The 15,679-nt window shown below is 63.1% G+C and carries 13 protein-coding genes; 6 read left to right on the forward strand and 7 right to left on the reverse strand.

All coding sequences use genetic code 11. The features are described from left to right. Window position 1: 1 nt before the first annotated feature. The 3 genes from UP06_RS03830 to UP06_RS03840 all read left to right on the forward strand — a co-directional run bounded on the left by UP06_RS03830 (window position 2) and on the right by UP06_RS03840 (window position 1,663). The gene (locus UP06_RS03830) at window positions 2–394 is read left to right on the forward strand and encodes a GFA family protein (RefSeq protein WP_045000620.1); all 393 of its coding nucleotides are present in this window, start codon (window positions 2–4) and stop codon (window positions 392–394) included. Between the two features lie 92 nt (window positions 395–486). Beyond that, window positions 487–1,167 (forward strand): site-2 protease family protein, encoded by a 681-nt coding sequence (locus UP06_RS03835; protein WP_045000622.1) that lies wholly within the window; start codon window positions 487–489, stop codon window positions 1,165–1,167. Between the two features lie 73 nt (window positions 1,168–1,240). Beyond that, on the forward strand, window positions 1,241–1,663 hold the full coding sequence (locus UP06_RS03840) for a hypothetical protein (protein ID WP_045001145.1): 423 nt from the start codon (window positions 1,241–1,243) through the stop codon (window positions 1,661–1,663). A gap of 22 nt (window positions 1,664–1,685) precedes the next feature. On the opposite strand, the gene UP06_RS03845 is transcribed toward UP06_RS03840, so the two are convergent. The 7 genes from UP06_RS03845 to UP06_RS03875 form a co-directional block, all read right to left on the reverse strand. After that, the gene (locus UP06_RS03845; RefSeq protein WP_045000624.1) at window positions 1,686–2,447 is read right to left on the reverse strand and encodes a TonB family protein; all 762 of its coding nucleotides are present in this window, start codon (window positions 2,445–2,447) and stop codon (window positions 1,686–1,688) included. A 15-nt stretch (window positions 2,448–2,462) separates the two neighbouring features. Next, a complete protein-coding gene (exbD, locus tag UP06_RS03850) occupies window positions 2,463–2,939 on the reverse strand; it encodes a TonB system transport protein ExbD (RefSeq protein ID WP_045000626.1) in 477 nt (158 codons plus the stop codon). Window positions 2,940–2,942: 3 nt separating this feature from the next. After that, window positions 2,943–3,917 (reverse strand): tonB-system energizer ExbB, encoded by a 975-nt coding sequence (gene exbB / locus UP06_RS03855; protein WP_045000628.1) that lies wholly within the window; start codon window positions 3,915–3,917, stop codon window positions 2,943–2,945. Then, the gene (locus tag UP06_RS03860; RefSeq protein WP_045000630.1) at window positions 3,914–4,603 is read right to left on the reverse strand and encodes a Fe2+-dependent dioxygenase; all 690 of its coding nucleotides are present in this window, start codon (window positions 4,601–4,603) and stop codon (window positions 3,914–3,916) included. Before UP06_RS03860 ends, exbB begins: the two co-directional genes overlap by 4 nt. A gap of 20 nt (window positions 4,604–4,623) precedes the next feature. Beyond that, window positions 4,624–7,140, reverse strand: coding sequence for a TonB-dependent receptor (locus UP06_RS03865; protein ID WP_045000632.1), 2,517 nt, complete (start codon window positions 7,138–7,140; stop codon window positions 4,624–4,626). A 290-nt stretch (window positions 7,141–7,430) separates the two neighbouring features. Continuing rightward, window positions 7,431–9,845 (reverse strand): TonB-dependent receptor, encoded by a 2,415-nt coding sequence (locus UP06_RS03870; RefSeq protein ID WP_045000634.1) that lies wholly within the window; start codon window positions 9,843–9,845, stop codon window positions 7,431–7,433. 234 nt (window positions 9,846–10,079) lie between these two features. Continuing rightward, on the reverse strand, window positions 10,080–10,319 hold the full coding sequence (locus UP06_RS03875) for a hypothetical protein (RefSeq protein ID WP_045000636.1): 240 nt from the start codon (window positions 10,317–10,319) through the stop codon (window positions 10,080–10,082). A 392-nt stretch (window positions 10,320–10,711) separates the two neighbouring features. Between UP06_RS03875 and UP06_RS03880 the strand changes: the two genes are divergently transcribed. From UP06_RS03880 to UP06_RS03890, 3 genes are all read left to right on the forward strand, one after another. After that, window positions 10,712–11,887 (forward strand): efflux RND transporter periplasmic adaptor subunit, encoded by a 1,176-nt coding sequence (locus tag UP06_RS03880; protein WP_045000638.1) that lies wholly within the window; start codon window positions 10,712–10,714, stop codon window positions 11,885–11,887. Next, window positions 11,884–15,021, forward strand: a complete 3,138-nt coding sequence (locus UP06_RS03885) for an efflux RND transporter permease subunit (RefSeq protein ID WP_045000640.1) — start codon at window positions 11,884–11,886, stop codon at window positions 15,019–15,021. The genes UP06_RS03880 and UP06_RS03885 overlap by 4 nt, the downstream gene beginning before the upstream one ends. 64 nt (window positions 15,022–15,085) lie before the next feature. Next, entirely contained in the window at window positions 15,086–15,658 is a 573-nt protein-coding gene (locus UP06_RS03890; protein ID WP_045000642.1) for an invasion associated locus B family protein, read from the forward strand. Window positions 15,659–15,679: the final 21 nt, after the last annotated feature.

Here is a 15,679-nt window from a genome sequence, read left to right on the forward strand (position 1 = left end):
CATGATGCGCGAGGGTGGATGCCTGTGCGGCGCGGTGCGGTTCAAGGCCGAGGGCGAGCCGCTCAACGTGCGCATCTGCCATTGCCGCAATTGCCAGAAGGCGATGGGCTCGCCGTTCTTCGCCCGCGCGCTGTTTCCGCAGACCGCACTGGCCGTTGAGGGAGAGACTGGACGCCACCCATCATCGGAGAACGTCGATCGCGTATTCTGCAAGCGCTGCGGCACGCGGCTGTTCTCGTGGCGACGCAACGGCACGGCTGCCGGTGTCGCGCTCGCAACCTTCGATGACCGCAACGCGTTTTCACCCACGGAGCACATCTGGGTGCAGGAAAAGCCGCACTGGCTGAAGCTCGACGACGGCCTGCCGCAACACCAGACGACGATCCCGTCCTGACGGCGAACATCTGCCGAGCAGCACTAACCGTTCGCCGCAGCGCTGAATCGTGATACTGCGAACCCGTCAGGCGCAAACCGGATCATCCCCATTTGAACATTTCCCTTTACGACCTCTCCGTCTGGGTCCTGCCGGTCCTGCTCGCCATCACCTTCCACGAGGCCGCGCACGGCTTCGTCGCGCATCGTCTCGGCGACAACACCGCCTTCCAGCTCGGCCGCGTCAGCTTCAACCCGCTCCGCCACATCGATCCGTTCGGCACCGTGATCCTACCGGCGATGCTGCTGTTTGCGCATTCGCCGTTCCTGTTCGGCTATGCCAAGCCGGTCCCGGTGAATTATCGCAACCTCAAGAATCCCAGACTCGACATGGTCTGGGTCGCCTTGGCCGGTCCCATCACCAACATCCTGCTGGCGCTCGTGGCAGGCCTCGGCCTCCACGCCCTGCCCTGGGCGCCGGCCGGCTCGGCACAATGGATCTTCGACAACCTCAAGAACGCGCTGTTGATCAACGCCGTGCTGGCGGTCTTCAACATGATGCCGATCCCGCCGCTCGACGGTGGGCGGGTCGCGGTCGGGCTGTTGCCCCGGCCGCTTGCCCTGCCCCTGGCGCGGCTCGAGCCGTACGGCATGCTGATCCTGATCGCGCTCTTGATCCTGCTGCCTTTGGCGGGTTCCCAGTTCGGTCTAAATCTTGATGTTATTTCAGCAATACTGCGAACGTTGACCGGTTATGTGATTCAAGCTGTTCTCTTGCTGACCGGCAATGCGTAGTTGATGCCGTGCACGCCGTACTTTTGAAGACAAAGCCGAAGGGCTAGAGGCCAACTTGGTCAAAGCTGCCGATATGCTGATCGCGCGCCGCGCGGACACCCGTGCCCGCGCCGATTTCGCCACCTGGAAGATGATGGCCAAGTTGAACGGGTTATCGTCGCTGCCTGAGGACGCGCAGGGCTTCCTCGCCGGTTACAAGAAGCTCCTGGAGCAGACGAACGAGACCGAGGCCACCGAGGCCACCATCGCCGAACTCTATAAGTCCTACTATCTGGAGATGGGCGGCGGCGGGAACCCGCCTGACGTCCGCACGCGGGCGGCCGAGCCGGCGGCGGACAATGTTACCGCCTTCCGGCGCCCCGCGCCCAAGCCGAAGAAGGCCGGCTTCTTCGGGGCGACGGCGGTTGGCGGAACCCAGAAGCGCCCCCTCCCGGTCGCGCTGATCTTCGCCTGCCTGGTCGTGGTCTACGTCTCGATCCAGTACTACTGGCGCTGAGGCTCTCGCCTCGACTGCGGCCTCAGCCCTTCCCGGCCTTGCCGTTCTTCCGGAAAATGACCGGCAATACGAAGGTCAGCCCCTCGTCGGCGACCAGCGGCGGTGGCGTTGGCACGGGATCGGAGCGCTGGACCATACCGATCGCTTCGCTGTCGAAGGCCGGATCGCCCGAGCCTTTTTCGATGGCAACCGAGACCACATGTCCGAGCCGGTCGAGCGTCAGCCGAACCGAGAGTTCGGCCGCCTTGAGCAGGCCCTTGGGATAGCGCTTGTGCCTGTCGAGATGGGCGACCAGATCCTTTTCCCACCCCTGGCGAATGCGAACCGAGCGATCGCTCTTCTTCTCGGCGTCCGACGTCGGCATGGCCGTCGCTTCGGCGGCGGGCGACGCCACCGAGGCGGCCGTCGGAACAACCGATTCCTTGGTCTCCTCCTCGACCGGCTTCTTGGTCTCGTTCATCGTGACGGCCCGGTCGGCGTCTTCGGCCTCCATCGGGATGTCCTTGGGAAGGCTGCTCTCCTTGAGCTCGGCCTTCTGCTCGGTCAATTCGGGCGATGCGACAGACTCGTTCGAGTCCGGCCCCGGCGGCAGCTCGCTGGGCTCGCCATTGGGCGACATCGCCTCAAGGCCGACCTCGATGCCTTGCGGATCGGCGATGACGTCGGGTTCGTCGCCGCGCAAATTGGCCAGCGCCAACGCCGCGCCGCCGAGATGGAGCCCAACGGCGACCACCCCTGCAACGATCCATAGCGTTTTCGGCGTCTTCGATTCGAGATCGGACATCGGCTCAGGCCTTCGTCACGGCTTCGGCGGTGTCGCCGGCGCGCCCTGCGGCGGCGGTGCGGCCCCCGGGACACCCTCCAGCGTCACCAGCTTGACCTTGGAATAGCCGCCCTTGTTGAGGAACTCCAGCACCTCCATCAGCTCGCCATAGGGCACCGCGCGATCGGCGCGCAGGAAGATGTATTTGTCCTTGGCCATATCCGGCGTGGCGTCGAGCGCACTGACCAGGTCGACACGCTTGACGAAGGTCTCCCCGATCGCCACCGAAAGATCCGGCTTGATGGTGACGTAGGTCGGCTTGTCCGGCTTCTTCTGCGGCGTCGACGTCGACGTCGGCAGGTCGATCGGCAGATCGACCGTCGAGAGCGGTGCTGCGACCATGAAGATGATCAGCAGCACCAGGATGACGTCGATGAACGGCGTGACGTTGATGTCATGGGTCTCGGCGAAATCGTCGTCGTCGAGATCGTTGTCTGCGAGCGAGACACCCATCGTTCACTCCGCCGCGCGCGAATGCGCGCTGCCGTGGCTGCGATCGAGATCGCGCGACAGCAGTCGTGCCGCCGTGCCGGACGCGCGGCTGACGAGTTCGAGATAGCTCTTCGTCTTGCGCGCGAAGTGATTGTAGATGATCACGGCGGGGATCGCGGCAACGAGGCCGATTGCGGTCGCGAGCAGCGCCTCGGCGATGCCGGGCGCAACCACCGCGAGGTTCGTGGTCTGCGACTTCGAGATGCCGATGAAGCTGTTCATGATGCCCCAGACCGTGCCGAACAGACCGACGAAGGGCGACGTGGCGCCGATGGTCGCGAGCACGCCCATGCCGATGCGGATGCGCCGCTGCTCCGCGCGCACGATCTCGGCGAAGCTCGAGGCGGCACGCTCCTTGATGCCGGTGTCGCTGGAGATGCCGGCCGACATCCGCGCCTCGCTCAGCGCTGCTGCGAGAAAGGACGGCAAAACGCCTTCCTTGGCACCGAGCGCCATCTGTGCTTCCGCAAGCGAGCGCGCCTGGGCAGCCTTCTTCAGCGCCGAACGCAGCTTGGCCGAGGCGACCGACAGCTCGATCGATTTCGCGATGAAGACGGTCCAGGTCATGAGCGAGGCGAAGGCGAGCCCGATCATCACCGCCTTCACGATGATGTCCGCCGACATGAACATCACCCAGGGCGACAATTCCTTCATCATCGGCGCGGCCGATTTCAGCGCACGGCCGCCTGCGTCGTCGGACGTCGGAGCCGCCGCAGGCGCATCGGTCGAGGCCGCGGCGGGCGCGGGCGTCGAGGCCACGGGTGCAGCCGCCGACGGTGCTGCCGGTGTCATCGCGCTCGGCTGCGGAGCCGCAACCGGCCGAGCCGCAGCGGGTGCCGCCGGCTGAGGTTGTGTCTGGGCAGAAACAGGGACTGCGAGCCAGGTGACCGTCAGCAGCACGGCTGCGGCGAGGCTTGCTTGAAAAGATGTGATCTTCATACTTCGGCCCAGTAGCGAATGAGGTTGTGATAGATACCCGTCAATTTGACCGTTTCGGGATCGTCACGCCCGAGCCGTGCCACCAGCGCCTGAATGGCGGTGTCGAGATCAAAGATCATGCTACGGGCTTGATCGTCCCGTATCATGCTCTGGAGCCAGAAGAAAGACGCAACCCGCGCCCCCCGGGTCACCGGGGTGACCAGATGCAGGCTGGTCGAGGGATAGAGCACACAGTCCCCCGCTGGCAACTTGACTTCGTGCGAACCGTAGGTGTCCTCGATCACAAGTTCGCCACCGTCGTACTCATCGGGCTCGCTGAGGAACAGCGTGACCGACAGGTCGGTGCGGATGCGAAGGCCGGTCAGCCGGTCGCCGCGGATGGCATTGTCGACGTGCAGGCCGAAATGGTGGCCGCTGTTCGCCGCATAGCGGTTGAACAGCGGCGGAAAGATATGAAGCGGGATCGCCGCCGCCAGAAACCGCGGGTTCGACGTCAACGCCGAGATGATGCGGTTGCCGAGCTTTCGCGCGACTTCGCTATCGGGCGGCAATTGCTCGTTGCGCTTGACCATGGCTGACTGCGCGCCCGCGGTGGAACGGCCGTCTTCCCATTCACTGGCGTCCATGATGCGGCGGAACTCCGCCACATCATCCTTGCTCAGGACGCCGTCTATGCATGTCAGCATGGCACCTCGTTATGTCTCCATCAGTAGCGCGCCGAAATCACTAGATAGGCGGCGCGACCCGGTGCTTCGAGCACGAAGGGCGCGGCGCTCTGGTACAGCGCGTCGTAGTAGCGTTTGTCGAAGATGTTGTTCACGAACAGCTTCAACTGCCAGTTCTTGTTGATCCTGGCTTCCGCGAACGCGTCGAACCGCCAGTAGCTCGGGATCGACGTGCCCTGGTTGGCAGCGAGGAACGTGCCGCCATAGATCTTCGAGCGATAGACGGCCTGGCCGCCCAGTTCCCAGGTGTCGTTGATCTGGTACTTGGTGAGCATGCTGAAGGACTGGTGAGCGACGTTCGAAAGCGGGAGGCCAACGTTCGACGTGTAGAGAATTGCGTTCGCAGGCGGGATCAGCGACTTCGTCACCTCCGATTGCATCAACACCAGGCCGCCGAAGACGCTCCATTTGTCGGTGATCTTGCCACCGACCCCGAGGTCGATACCGCGGATGCGGTAGGCCGCACCTGCAGTGATGAGCGATACGACGCCTCCTCCGCCCGCCGGCACGTTGCGGGACTCGCGCGCGTTGTCCTTCTCGGTCTGGAACAACGCAGCCGTCAGCAACAGATGCCTGTTGAACAGCTCCCATTTTGTTCCCAGCTCGATCGCCTTGTTCTTTTCGGGGCCGAATATCTGGTTTGGATTGCCGTTAAGCGACGGAGCGAGGCCACCATACTGAACGCTGGTTCCATCGAACTCAGCGCCGACCGGGTTCGATGATGTGGCGTAGGCGACGTAAACACTGCCGTTCGGCGCCGGCTTCAGCGTCAGGCCGAGGTTGAAGTTCGGCAGTCCGTACTCTTGCTGCTGCTGGCCAAACACGTTGGCGACACCGCCGACGGTGCCGTATCCACTCGCCTTGATGTTGTAGTCGTCATAGCGGAAGCCGCCATTGAGGATGAGCAGATCGTTGTAGTTCGCGCTGTCCATCACATAGACACTCTTGGTGTCGATCGTGACCTTGGTCGGCAGCCCCGTCAGACTGCCGGGGATTCCGAACGGAAGATTGGTGAACTGCGGATTGAAGACGCTCACCCCGGACAACGATCCCGACCCGCTAAAACCTCCGGGCAGAGCTTCGGAGCTGAGGCCGAGATACTTGTCGATGGACAATCTCTCGTTGTCGTATTCGAAACCGGCGAGAGCCGTGTGCCTGAAGCCGGCGTCGTCGTTGAACTTGTAGGTCGCCTCGGTCTGGTTGGCGATCACGTTGACGGTCTGGAAGCGGCTCTGCGGATTGGCGCTGAGCGTCGAGGCCGAAAGCGGGTTGGCAAGGACCGGACCTTCCGGAAGCGTACCGATGTAGTTCTGGGTGGAATAGGAATCCCGGAACTTGTTGGTGATCAGCAAATCAGGTGTGATCTGCACTTCGGCATTGAGTGAACCGATGTCCTGACCGGTCCGAAAGAAGTCGCGATTGACGAAGCCGTACCAGGCGTTGCGGTTCGATCCGAAATCCGGGAACGGCCCACCAGCCGTGCTCGCCGTGCTCGGCCGGTAGTAGGGCACGCCGAAATCCGGCAGGCCGGTCAGCTCGGTGTGGATGTAGTTGGCCTGGATCTTGACCGCATCAATCGGCTTCCAGGTCGTGGCGACAAACGCGCCGTCGCGATTGTCCTTGACGTAATCGCGCCCGGCAACGCCCGCGTCCTGAAACATGCCGCCCGCACGAACCGACCAGGTCGGATTGATCACCTGGTTGACGTCGAGCACCACACGCTTGGTCCTGTCGGTGCCAAACGTAGTGTCCATGTTGTAGAAACTCTTCTCAGTCGTCGCCTGCTTGGTGACGATGTTGATCGCGCCGCCGGCCGTACCGCGGCCCGCAAAAGTCGAACCCGGCCCGCGCAGGATCTCGACCTGCTCGGTAAAGAAGTTTTCGCGGACGCTGACGCCGGAATCGCGCACGCCGTCGATGAACACGTCGTTTCGGGCGTCGAAGCCGCGGATGAAGAAGCGGTCGCCGAAGGCGTTGCCGCCCTCGCCAGTTCCGAGCGTGACGCCCGCGGTACTGAGGATCGCCTGTTTCAGCGTCGTTGCGTTCTTGTCTTCGAGCACTTCCTTGCTGAGGACAGTGATCGACTTCGGCGTATCGACCAGCTTCTCCGGAAACTTGCCGCCAGCCTGCACGTGATCGACCTTGTAGGGCGCAGCGGGATCCGCATACGGATTGCGATCCGCCGCCGGTGCGTTCGACGGAACGACCGGCGCCGTTGCGGCCTGCTGCCGCTGCGCTGCACGTCGCAGCGCGTTGCGGGCGCGGACCTGTTCCGCCGTCGGTTTCGAAGCTGCGGGACGCGGACGCTCGACTGGTGCATCGACCGTCACCGGAGGCAGGTTCGACTGCTGCGCCTGAGCTCCGCTCGATACTGATGCGACGGCAACCAAGCTCGCGACGGCAGAGACGGTCTTGCCGGCTGCGGAGTCGAAATTGTTGCCCAATGATCTTCCGACCGCGGTCGAACGCAACGACCGCGGAGCCCTCGCCATTCCCATCCTACGCCCCACTTCATTTCTGCAATGTGTCGCATTGCGACAATGCGACACATTGGTCGTATCGAGCGGGGTAAACTGGGTCAACGCAATCACGGCAGTGGCATTCTTGAATCGATCCAGATCAAAACGATTCTAAACTGAAGTTTGAAACGGTTCTAAACTCGAGTTTGTAAGCGTTCTAAAGTGATGCCGATGCTGGTCCTCGAGATCCCGATCTCGCGCATCGCGATCGGTTGCTGAAGCGGTGGGACGCCTGCCATGGCAGACATCCCAGATGTGAAGCGGTGCAATCAGAATTTGGCCGTCGTGATGAGATAGAACGCTCGTCCCGGTGCGACCGCCACGAACGGCACGGCGCTGCGATAGAGCGTGTCGTAGTAGAGCTTGTTGGTGAGGTTCTGCGCGTAGAACTTCATGGTCCAGTTCTTGTCGATCTTCTTTTCGACGAACGCGTCGAAGCGCCAATAGCTCGGCAGCTCGTTGCCGGTATTGGCCGCGAACGTACCGCCATAGACCTTCGAGCGGTACACCGCCTGCCCGCCGACCTCCCAATCGCCGTCGAACTTGTACTTGGTCAGCATGCTGAACGACTGGTGGGCAACGTTGGCAAGCTGGAGGCCGAGGTTGGAGGCGATGTTGCTCTGCGTGACCTTGGACTGCATCAGCACCAGGCCGCCGAAGATGCTCCAGCGATCGGTGATCTTGCCCTCGGCCTCGATGTCGACGCCCTGGATCCGGTAGGCCGCACCCGAGGTGAGGATGCCCGCGGCGTTGGTCTCGCGCGCGTTGTCCTTCGTCGTCTGGAACAACGCGGCGCTGACCAGCAGATGACGATCGGCGAGTTCCCATTTGGTGCCGAGCTCGGCGGCCTTGTTGCGCTCGGGTCCAAGCAGAACTGTCGTGTTGGCGGGAACGCCACCATAATCGGTGCCGGTCGCGTCAAGCTCCGACCCGAAGGGATTGGCCGAGGTCGCGTAGGCCGCATAGAGGCTGCCGATCGACATCGGCTTGTAGACCAGGCCGACATTGTAGTTCACCAAATCGGAGTTCATTTTCAGATAGGCCGAGTTGGTCGACGAGCTCATGTTGTAGCCGTCATAGCGAATACCGCCGTTCAGGATGATCGTGTCCTGCCAGTTGGCGGTGTCCATGATGTAGACGCTGTTGGTATTGACGCCGTAGCGCGTCGGATTGCCCGTCAGCGACGGTGTGCCGAAGCCACCAACATAAGTGGACTGAGGCGAGTAGAGATTGACCCCCGACATGGCCCCGTTGCTCGTGAAGCCGGAGCCGGCCAGCTCCGACGCGAGGCCGGCATAACGGTCGATCGAGATGTTCTCGTTGGTGTATTCGACGCCGAACACCGCAGTGTGCTTGACCCCGCCGGTGTCGAGCTTGAACGTTGCCTCGTTCTGGTTGGCCCACACGTCCACGGTCTGGTAGCGGCTCTGCGCGCTCGCCGTCGTGGTCCAGAGCAGCGGATTGACATTGGTCGTATTCGGGTTCTGCGGCAGCGTGCCGATATAGTTCAGCAGCGAATGCTCGCCGCGCACCTTGCTGCTCAGCGTGATGGCCTCGTTGACCTTGTACTCGGCAGTGGCGGTGCCGAAATCCTGCCGCGCGGTCTGGAAGTCGCGGTTGAGGAAGCCGTACCAGGTCCCGCGCGGAATGCCGGCCGACGTCACCGGCACATTGCCCTGCTTGTAATAGGGCACGCCGAAATCCGGCAGACCGCTGAGATCGGTATGGACGTAATTCGTCGTGATCTTGATGTCGTTGGTCGGGGTGTACTTGGTCGAGAGGAAGGTGCCCCAGCGATCGTCGGTCACGTAGTTGCGGCCGGCGACATTGGCGTCCTGGAACATGCCACCGGTGCGCACCGAGAAGGTCGGATCGATGACCTGGTTGACGTCGAGCGTGACGCGCTTGGTCATGTCGGTACCGAACTCGGTATCCATCCGCTTGAAGTTGACGTCACCGGCTTGCTTGGTGACGATGTTGATGGCGCCGCCAGCGGTGCCGCGGCCGGCATAGGAGGATGCCGGCCCGCGCAGAATCTCGATCTGTTCGGTGAAGAAGTTCTCGCGAATCGAGACGGCGGGATCGCGGATGCCGTCGATGAAGACGTCGTTGCGCGCGTCGAAGCCGCGAATGAAAAAGCGGTCGCCGAAGGCGTTGCCACCCTCGCCCGATCCCAGCGTGACGCCGGCGGTCGAGCGCCCGATCTCCTTCAGCGTCGTCGCATTCTTGTCCTCGAGCACTTCCTTGCTGAGCACCGTGATGGTCTTGGGCGTGTTCAGCATCGGCTCGGGAAACTTGCCGGAGGCCTGGACGTGGTCGACCTTGTAGGGCGCGGCCGGATCGGCATACGGATTGCGATCGACTGCACCGGCCGCAGCCGGCGTGACGGCGGCGGCCTGCTGTTGAGCCGGCTGACGCTGTGCGGCACGTCGAAGCGCGTTGCGCGCGCGAACCTGTTCGGGCGTCGGTTTCGAGGCCGCGGGACGCGGACGTTCGACCGGCGCATCCACCGTCACCGGCGGCAGATTCGACTGCTGCGCCTGCGCACCGCTCGACACTGACGCCACCGCAATCAGGCCGGCAACAGCCGAAACCGCCTTGCCGGAATGTCCATCGAGCTTCCCTTCAACTGAATTTCTTCCCGCGATCGAACGCAACGATCGCGGAGCCACCGCCAGCCCCATTCCAACGCACCCCATCTCGAATTCGTCGATACGCAACATGCGCGACGAACAATGAGGCGGTGCTATCGACCGCGAAAAATCAGGTCAATGCGAGGAGGCCCGCAAGGCCACTTGAATCCATCCAGTTCAAAGCGATTCTAAAATTTCAAATTTGAAATCACTGAAATGTCGCGCGGCAAATTGATGCAGACAGACACAGAGGCGCTTGCCTTCGTGCATCATCTTGCGCAGCCGTCAGTCGCTGCTCGGCGGCTTCATCAGCGAGAACAATTCATCGACGGTGTGCTGCGCCACCGCGCGCACGCGATCTGAGTTCTCCATGCCGGCGATGTTGACGCCGCTGACGACGGCTTTGATCTCGTCGCGAAAGTCGGTGAGAAAGCGCAAGGGGTCGCGCTGCTCATTGGCGACGCGCGCGATCAGCCCCGTGATCAGAATCTGACACGCGATCAGCTTGCCGTTCAACTCGTCCATCCCGCACTCCTTTTGTGGCGGCGCTGATATGAACGCGGCTGATTTTCCTGACAACCGAAACGCAGCCCGCCGGTTTAGAACCGTTCTCGCCAAGTCAAATCCGGCCACCGCCGGCAAGTGCGTCCGCCCGCTCCCTGCGCTGCTCCGCCCACGCGGCCTGCGAGCGCTGCCTAACTTTTGCACGCTCCTCGTTCACAGCGGGAAAATGCAGCACTGCACACAGTCGCGCCAGACAACTGCCTAGCGGGTGCAAAGCTTTCCAATTGTTTAGGATTCTCAACCCATAGTGTTGTTTACACTGGAACTTGGCGTGTATTATACAAGCGCTGCTGGAACCCTTTTGATTGCCCCGCAATTCGTTGTTTTGGGCATACAAGCCGATACGATAAAAAATGAAAAAGTCACGGCCGATCCTGTGGATTCTGATCATCGCAGCCGTGGCCGGCGGCGGCTATTACGGCTGGCAACGATTCTCGGGGCCTGAGGCCGGGAAAGCCCAGACCGCGCAGAAAGGTCCGCCGCGGGCTCCCGCAGTGCCTGTGAGCATCGCGCCGGTCCAGAAGGCCGACTTCCCGGTCTATCTTACCGGTCTCGGCACTGTGGCGGGCTTCAACACCGTACAAGTCCGGACCCGGGTGGACGGCCAGATCGACAAGGTCGCCTTCACTGAGGGCCAGATGGTCAACCAGGGCGATCTCCTGGTTGAGATCGACCCGCGCCCGTTCCAGGCAGCGCTCGATCAGGCCAAGGCCAAGAAGGCGCAGGACGAGGCCAATATCGCCAACGCCAATCTCGACCTTCAGCGCTACACCAAGCTCGGCGAATTCGCGACGCGGCAGCAGACCGACACCCAGCGCTCCACCGTCGCCCAGCTCACCGCCCAGATCGCCGCCGACGATGCCGCAATCTCGAACGCGCAGACCCAGCTCGACTACACCCAGGTCAAGTCGCCGATCACCGGCGTCGCCGGCCTGCGCCAGGTCGACATCGGCAACATCGTCAACGCCTCGACCCAGACCGGCGTCGTCACCATCGCGCAGGTCGAGCCGATCACCGTGATCTTCACGGCGCCGGAGGACCAGCTGCCTTATATCAGCGAGGGCCAGAAGACCGGCGCGCTCAAGGTGATCGCGCTCACGACCGACGGCAAGAAGACGCTCGCCGAGGGCAAGCTTGCGGTTATCAACAACCAGGTCGACACGACCAGCGGGACTATTCGGCTCAAGGCGGTGTTCGACAACAAAGAACACACGCTGTGGCCGGGACAATCGGTTTCGACACGCCTTCTGGTGCGGACCCTGAAGGATGCGACCGTCATTCCCGATGACGGGGTGCTTCATTCGACCAGCGGCCTGTACGCTTATACCGTCAGCCAGGATAACAAAGCCGAGGTTCGCAAGATCAAGGTCAACTACTCCATCGACGGACGTTCGGTCGTCGATGAAGGGCTTACCCCAGGTCAGCAAGTGATCACCGGCGGTCAATACAAGGTGCAGCCCGGAAGTCTCGTCTCGACGGCCGTGGCGAGTTCGGATCCAGTTCAGAAAAGCAAGGTTCAGCAGGAATGACCGAAGGCGGGATTTCGGCACCTTTCATCCGTTATCCCATCGGCACATCGCTGCTGATGGCCGGCATTCTTTTTGTCGGTCTCGTCGCCTATCCCATGCTGCCGGTCGCGCCGCTGCCGCAGGTGGATTTTCCGACCATCCAGATCACCGCGACCCTGCCGGGCGGCAGCCCGGAGACGATGGCCTCCTCCGTCGCGCAGCCGCTGGAGCGCCAGTTCGCCCAGATTCCCGGCATCGCGCAGATGACCTCGACGAGCTATCTGGGCACCGCGTCGATCACCATCCAGTTCGACCTCAACCGCAGCATCGACGGCGCCGCGAACGACGTGCAGGGCGCCATCAACGCCGCAAGCGGCCAGTTGCCGAAGAACCTGCCCTCGCCGCCGACCTATCGCAAGGTGAACCCGGCGGACTCGCCGATCCTGCTGCTGTCGGCGACGTCGGACACGCTGCCGCTGACCACCGTCAGCGATTCGATTGACGCCCAGCTCGCCCAGCAGATCAGCCAGATCTCCGGCGTGGCGCAGGTGTTCATCGGCGGCCAGCAGAAGCCCTCGGTTCGCGTGCAGGTCGATCCGGGCAAGCTCGTCGCCAAGGGCCTGTCGCTGGAGGACGTGCGCAGCGCGATCGCGATCACGACGGTCGACAGCCCCAAGGGCAATATCGACGGCGACAAGCGCGCCTATACGATCTACGCCAACGACCAGTTGTTGCAGTCCAAGGACTGGAATGACGTCATCATCGCCTATCGCAACGGCGGCCCGTTGCGGATTCGCGACATCGGCCAGGCCGTCACTGGCGCCGAGGATGCCAAGCAGGCGGCGTGGGCCAACGGCAAGCGCGGCGTGTTCCTGGTGGTGTTCAAGCAGCCCGGCGCCAACGTCATCGAGACCGTGGACCGGATCAAGGCGACCCTGCCCCGCCTCGTCGCGGCGATCCCGCCCGCGATCAAGATCGAGGTCATCAGCGACCGCACCACGACCATCCGCGCCGCGGTCGAGGACGTCCAGTTCACGCTGATCCTGACCATCGCCCTCGTGGTCATGGTCATCTTCGTCTTCCTGCGCAGCTTCTGGGCCACCGTCATTCCCACCATCACGGTTCCGCTGGCGCTTCTGGGCGCCTGCGCGCTGATGTGGGTGTTCGGCTATTCGCTCGACAATCTGTCGCTGATGGCGCTCACCATCGCGGTCGGATTCGTCGTCGACGACGCCATCGTGATGCTCGAGAACATCACGCGCTACATCGAGGAAGGCGAAAAGCCGCTTGCCGCAGCCTTCAAGGGCTCCAAGGAAATCGGCTTCACTATCGTGTCGATCAGCATCTCGCTGGTCGCGGTGCTGATCCCGCTGCTGCTGATGGGCGGCATCATCGGACGCCTGTTCCGCGAATTTGCCGTCGTGCTGGCGATGACGATCTTCGTCTCGATGTGCGTGTCGCTGACGCTGACGCCGATGATGGCCTCGCGCTTCCTGCGCTCACATGGCGAGGTGAACCACGGCCGGTTCTACCAGTGGAGCGAACGCGGTTTCGACGCGATGCTGCGCGGCTACGAATGGGGGCTCGACCATGCGATGGCCTGGCGCCGCACCACGCTCGTGGTCTTCTTCGCCACCCTCGCTTTGTCGGTCTACCTCTTCATCCTGATCCCGAAGGGCTTCTTCCCGCAGCAGGACGTCGGCCTGATCACCGCGACCTCGGAAGCCTCTCAGGACATCTCGTTTGCCGAGATGCAGCGCCGTCAGGTCGAGCTCGGCAAGATCGTGATGGAAGATCCCGATATCGCCTCGTCGGCGATGAACATCGGCGGCAGCGGCCGCGCCGGCAATAACGGCAACATGTTCATCACCCTGAAGCCGCGCAACGAGCGCGACGCGTCCGCGCAGCAGATCATCGCGCGGCTGCGTCCCAAGCTAGAGAAGGTCGCCGGCGCCCGTCTCTATATGCAGGCAGCCCAGGACGTCCGCCTCGGTGGCCGTCCGACCCGCACGCAGTTCGAGTTCACCTTGCAGGACGCCGATCTCGGCGAGCTCAATTCGTGGGCGCCCAAGATTCTCGCCAAGATGGCGACGCTGCCGGAGCTGCGCGACGTCGCGACCGACCAGCAGACGCAGGGCACCACGGTCCAGCTCAACATCAACCGCGACACCGCCTCGCGCTATGGCATCCAGCCGCAGCTGATCGACGACACGCTCTACGACGCCTTCGGTCAGCGCCAGGTCGCGCAGTATTTCACGCAGCTCAACAGCTATCACGTGATCCTGGAGATCCTGCCGGAGATGCAGGGCAACCTCGATTCACTGAACAAGCTCTACCTGAAATCGCCGCTGACCGGCGACCAGGTGCCGCTGTCGACCTTCGCGACCTGGTCCACTGATCCGGTCCGGTCGCTCTCGATCAGCCATCAGGGCCAGTTCCCGGCGATCACGATCAGCTTCAACCTCGCCCAGGGCGTCGCGCTCGGACAGGCCACGGAGTCCGTGCAGAAGGCAATGGCCGATCTCGGCGCGCCGCCGACGCTCAATTCGAGCTTCCAGGGCACCGCGCAGGCCTTCCAGCAATCTCTCGGCACCGTGCCGCTGCTGATCCTCGCCGCGCTTGTCGTGGTCTATCTGATCCTCGGCATTCTCTACGAGAGCTACATCCATCCGATCACGATTCTGTCGACCCTGCCCTCGGCCGGCGTCGGCGCGCTCGCGATCCTGATGGCGGCCGGCTTCGAGTTCAGCCTCATCGCTTTGATCGGCGTCATCCTGCTGATCGGCATCGTGAAGAAGAACGGCATCATGATGGTCGACTTCGCCATCGCCGCCGAACGCGACGGGAAGACGCCGGAGGAATCGATCCGCCAGGCCGCGCTGCTCCGCTTCCGCCCGATCATGATGACCACGATGGCAGCGCTGCTCGGCGGCGTGCCGCTGATGCTCGGCCACGGCACCGGCGCCGAGATCCGCCAGCCGCTCGGCTACGCCATGGTCGGCGGCCTGATCGTCAGCCAGGCGCTGACGCTGTTCACAACGCCGGTCGTCTATCTCTATCTCGACAAGTTCTCGAACCTCTTCAAGAGCCATTCGGCCGAGGACGAAGTACACGAGGCGTCCGAGCACGGCACCGTCAAGGAAGCCGCCGAGTAAGCTTGCACCACGCGCTTCGCAACGCTACAGCGAGGCCCTCGGTTCACGCCAATGCGGTTACGCCATGCCCATGCAATCCAGACTTGCCGCCCTCGCCGCCGCTGTCCTGTTGTCGACCGGTGCCGCGTATGCCCAGCAGGGCGCCAAGAAGAACGCGGCTCCGCCGGCCCCAGCAGCACAGCCCGCGCCTGCCCCGACCCAGCCGCAAGCTGATGGCGCTCCGGCGCAGCAGCCCGGCTGGATCGCACGCTGCACCAGCGTCAGCCGCGACGCCCCGCTCGAATGCGCGATCGAGCAAAACGCGGTGCTCACCAAGACCGGCCAGACCATCGTGCTGATCAACATCCGCATTGCGCCCGACACCCGCACGCCGGTGGCGCTGCTTCAGTTGCCGCTCGGCCTCAACCTTCCCGTCGGCGCCAAGCTCCAGGTCGACGAGGGCAAGGCGGTCGACCTCCAGATCCAGACCTGCGAGAATCGCGGCTGCTACGCCTCGACGCCGATCGCGCCGGACCTGCTTGCGAGCCTGAAGTCAGGCAAGCAGTTGAAGGTCTCCTTCCAGAACATGGCCAAGGAGACGATCGCGATCCCGATGCCGCTCAACGATTTCGCGGCGGCCTACGACAAGATCAAGTAGCGGGGCGTCTCGCTCTCGAGC

This window comes from Bradyrhizobium sp. LTSP857 (genome assembly GCF_000938285.1).
Lineage (GTDB): Bacteria > Pseudomonadota > Alphaproteobacteria > Rhizobiales > Xanthobacteraceae > Bradyrhizobium.

Bases quoted from the DNA above. Each gene is read 5' to 3' on its own strand.
- UP06_RS03830 (WP_045000620.1), top strand. From the start codon at position 2: ATGATGCGCGAGGGTGGATGCCTGTGCGGCGCGGTGCGGTTCAAGGCC.
- UP06_RS03840 (WP_045001145.1), top strand. From the start codon at position 1,241: ATGCTGATCGCGCGCCGCGCGGACACCCGTGCCCGCGCCGATTTCGCC.
- UP06_RS03845 (WP_045000624.1), bottom strand. From the start codon at position 2,447: ATGTCCGATCTCGAATCGAAGACGCCGAAAACGCTATGGATCGTTGCA.
- exbD (WP_045000626.1), bottom strand. From the start codon at position 2,939: ATGGGTGTCTCGCTCGCAGACAACGATCTCGACGACGACGATTTCGCC.
- exbB (WP_045000628.1), bottom strand. From the start codon at position 3,917: ATGAAGATCACATCTTTTCAAGCAAGCCTCGCCGCAGCCGTGCTGCTG.
- UP06_RS03860 (WP_045000630.1), bottom strand. From the start codon at position 4,603: ATGCTGACATGCATAGACGGCGTCCTGAGCAAGGATGATGTGGCGGAG.
- UP06_RS03865 (WP_045000632.1), bottom strand. From the start codon at position 7,140: ATGGGAATGGCGAGGGCTCCGCGGTCGTTGCGTTCGACCGCGGTCGGA.
- UP06_RS03870 (WP_045000634.1), bottom strand. From the start codon at position 9,845: ATGGGGCTGGCGGTGGCTCCGCGATCGTTGCGTTCGATCGCGGGAAGA.
- UP06_RS03875 (WP_045000636.1), bottom strand. From the start codon at position 10,319: ATGGACGAGTTGAACGGCAAGCTGATCGCGTGTCAGATTCTGATCACG.
- UP06_RS03880 (WP_045000638.1), top strand. From the start codon at position 10,712: ATGAAAAAGTCACGGCCGATCCTGTGGATTCTGATCATCGCAGCCGTG.
- UP06_RS03885 (WP_045000640.1), top strand. From the start codon at position 11,884: ATGACCGAAGGCGGGATTTCGGCACCTTTCATCCGTTATCCCATCGGC.
- UP06_RS03890 (WP_045000642.1), top strand. From the start codon at position 15,086: ATGCCCATGCAATCCAGACTTGCCGCCCTCGCCGCCGCTGTCCTGTTG.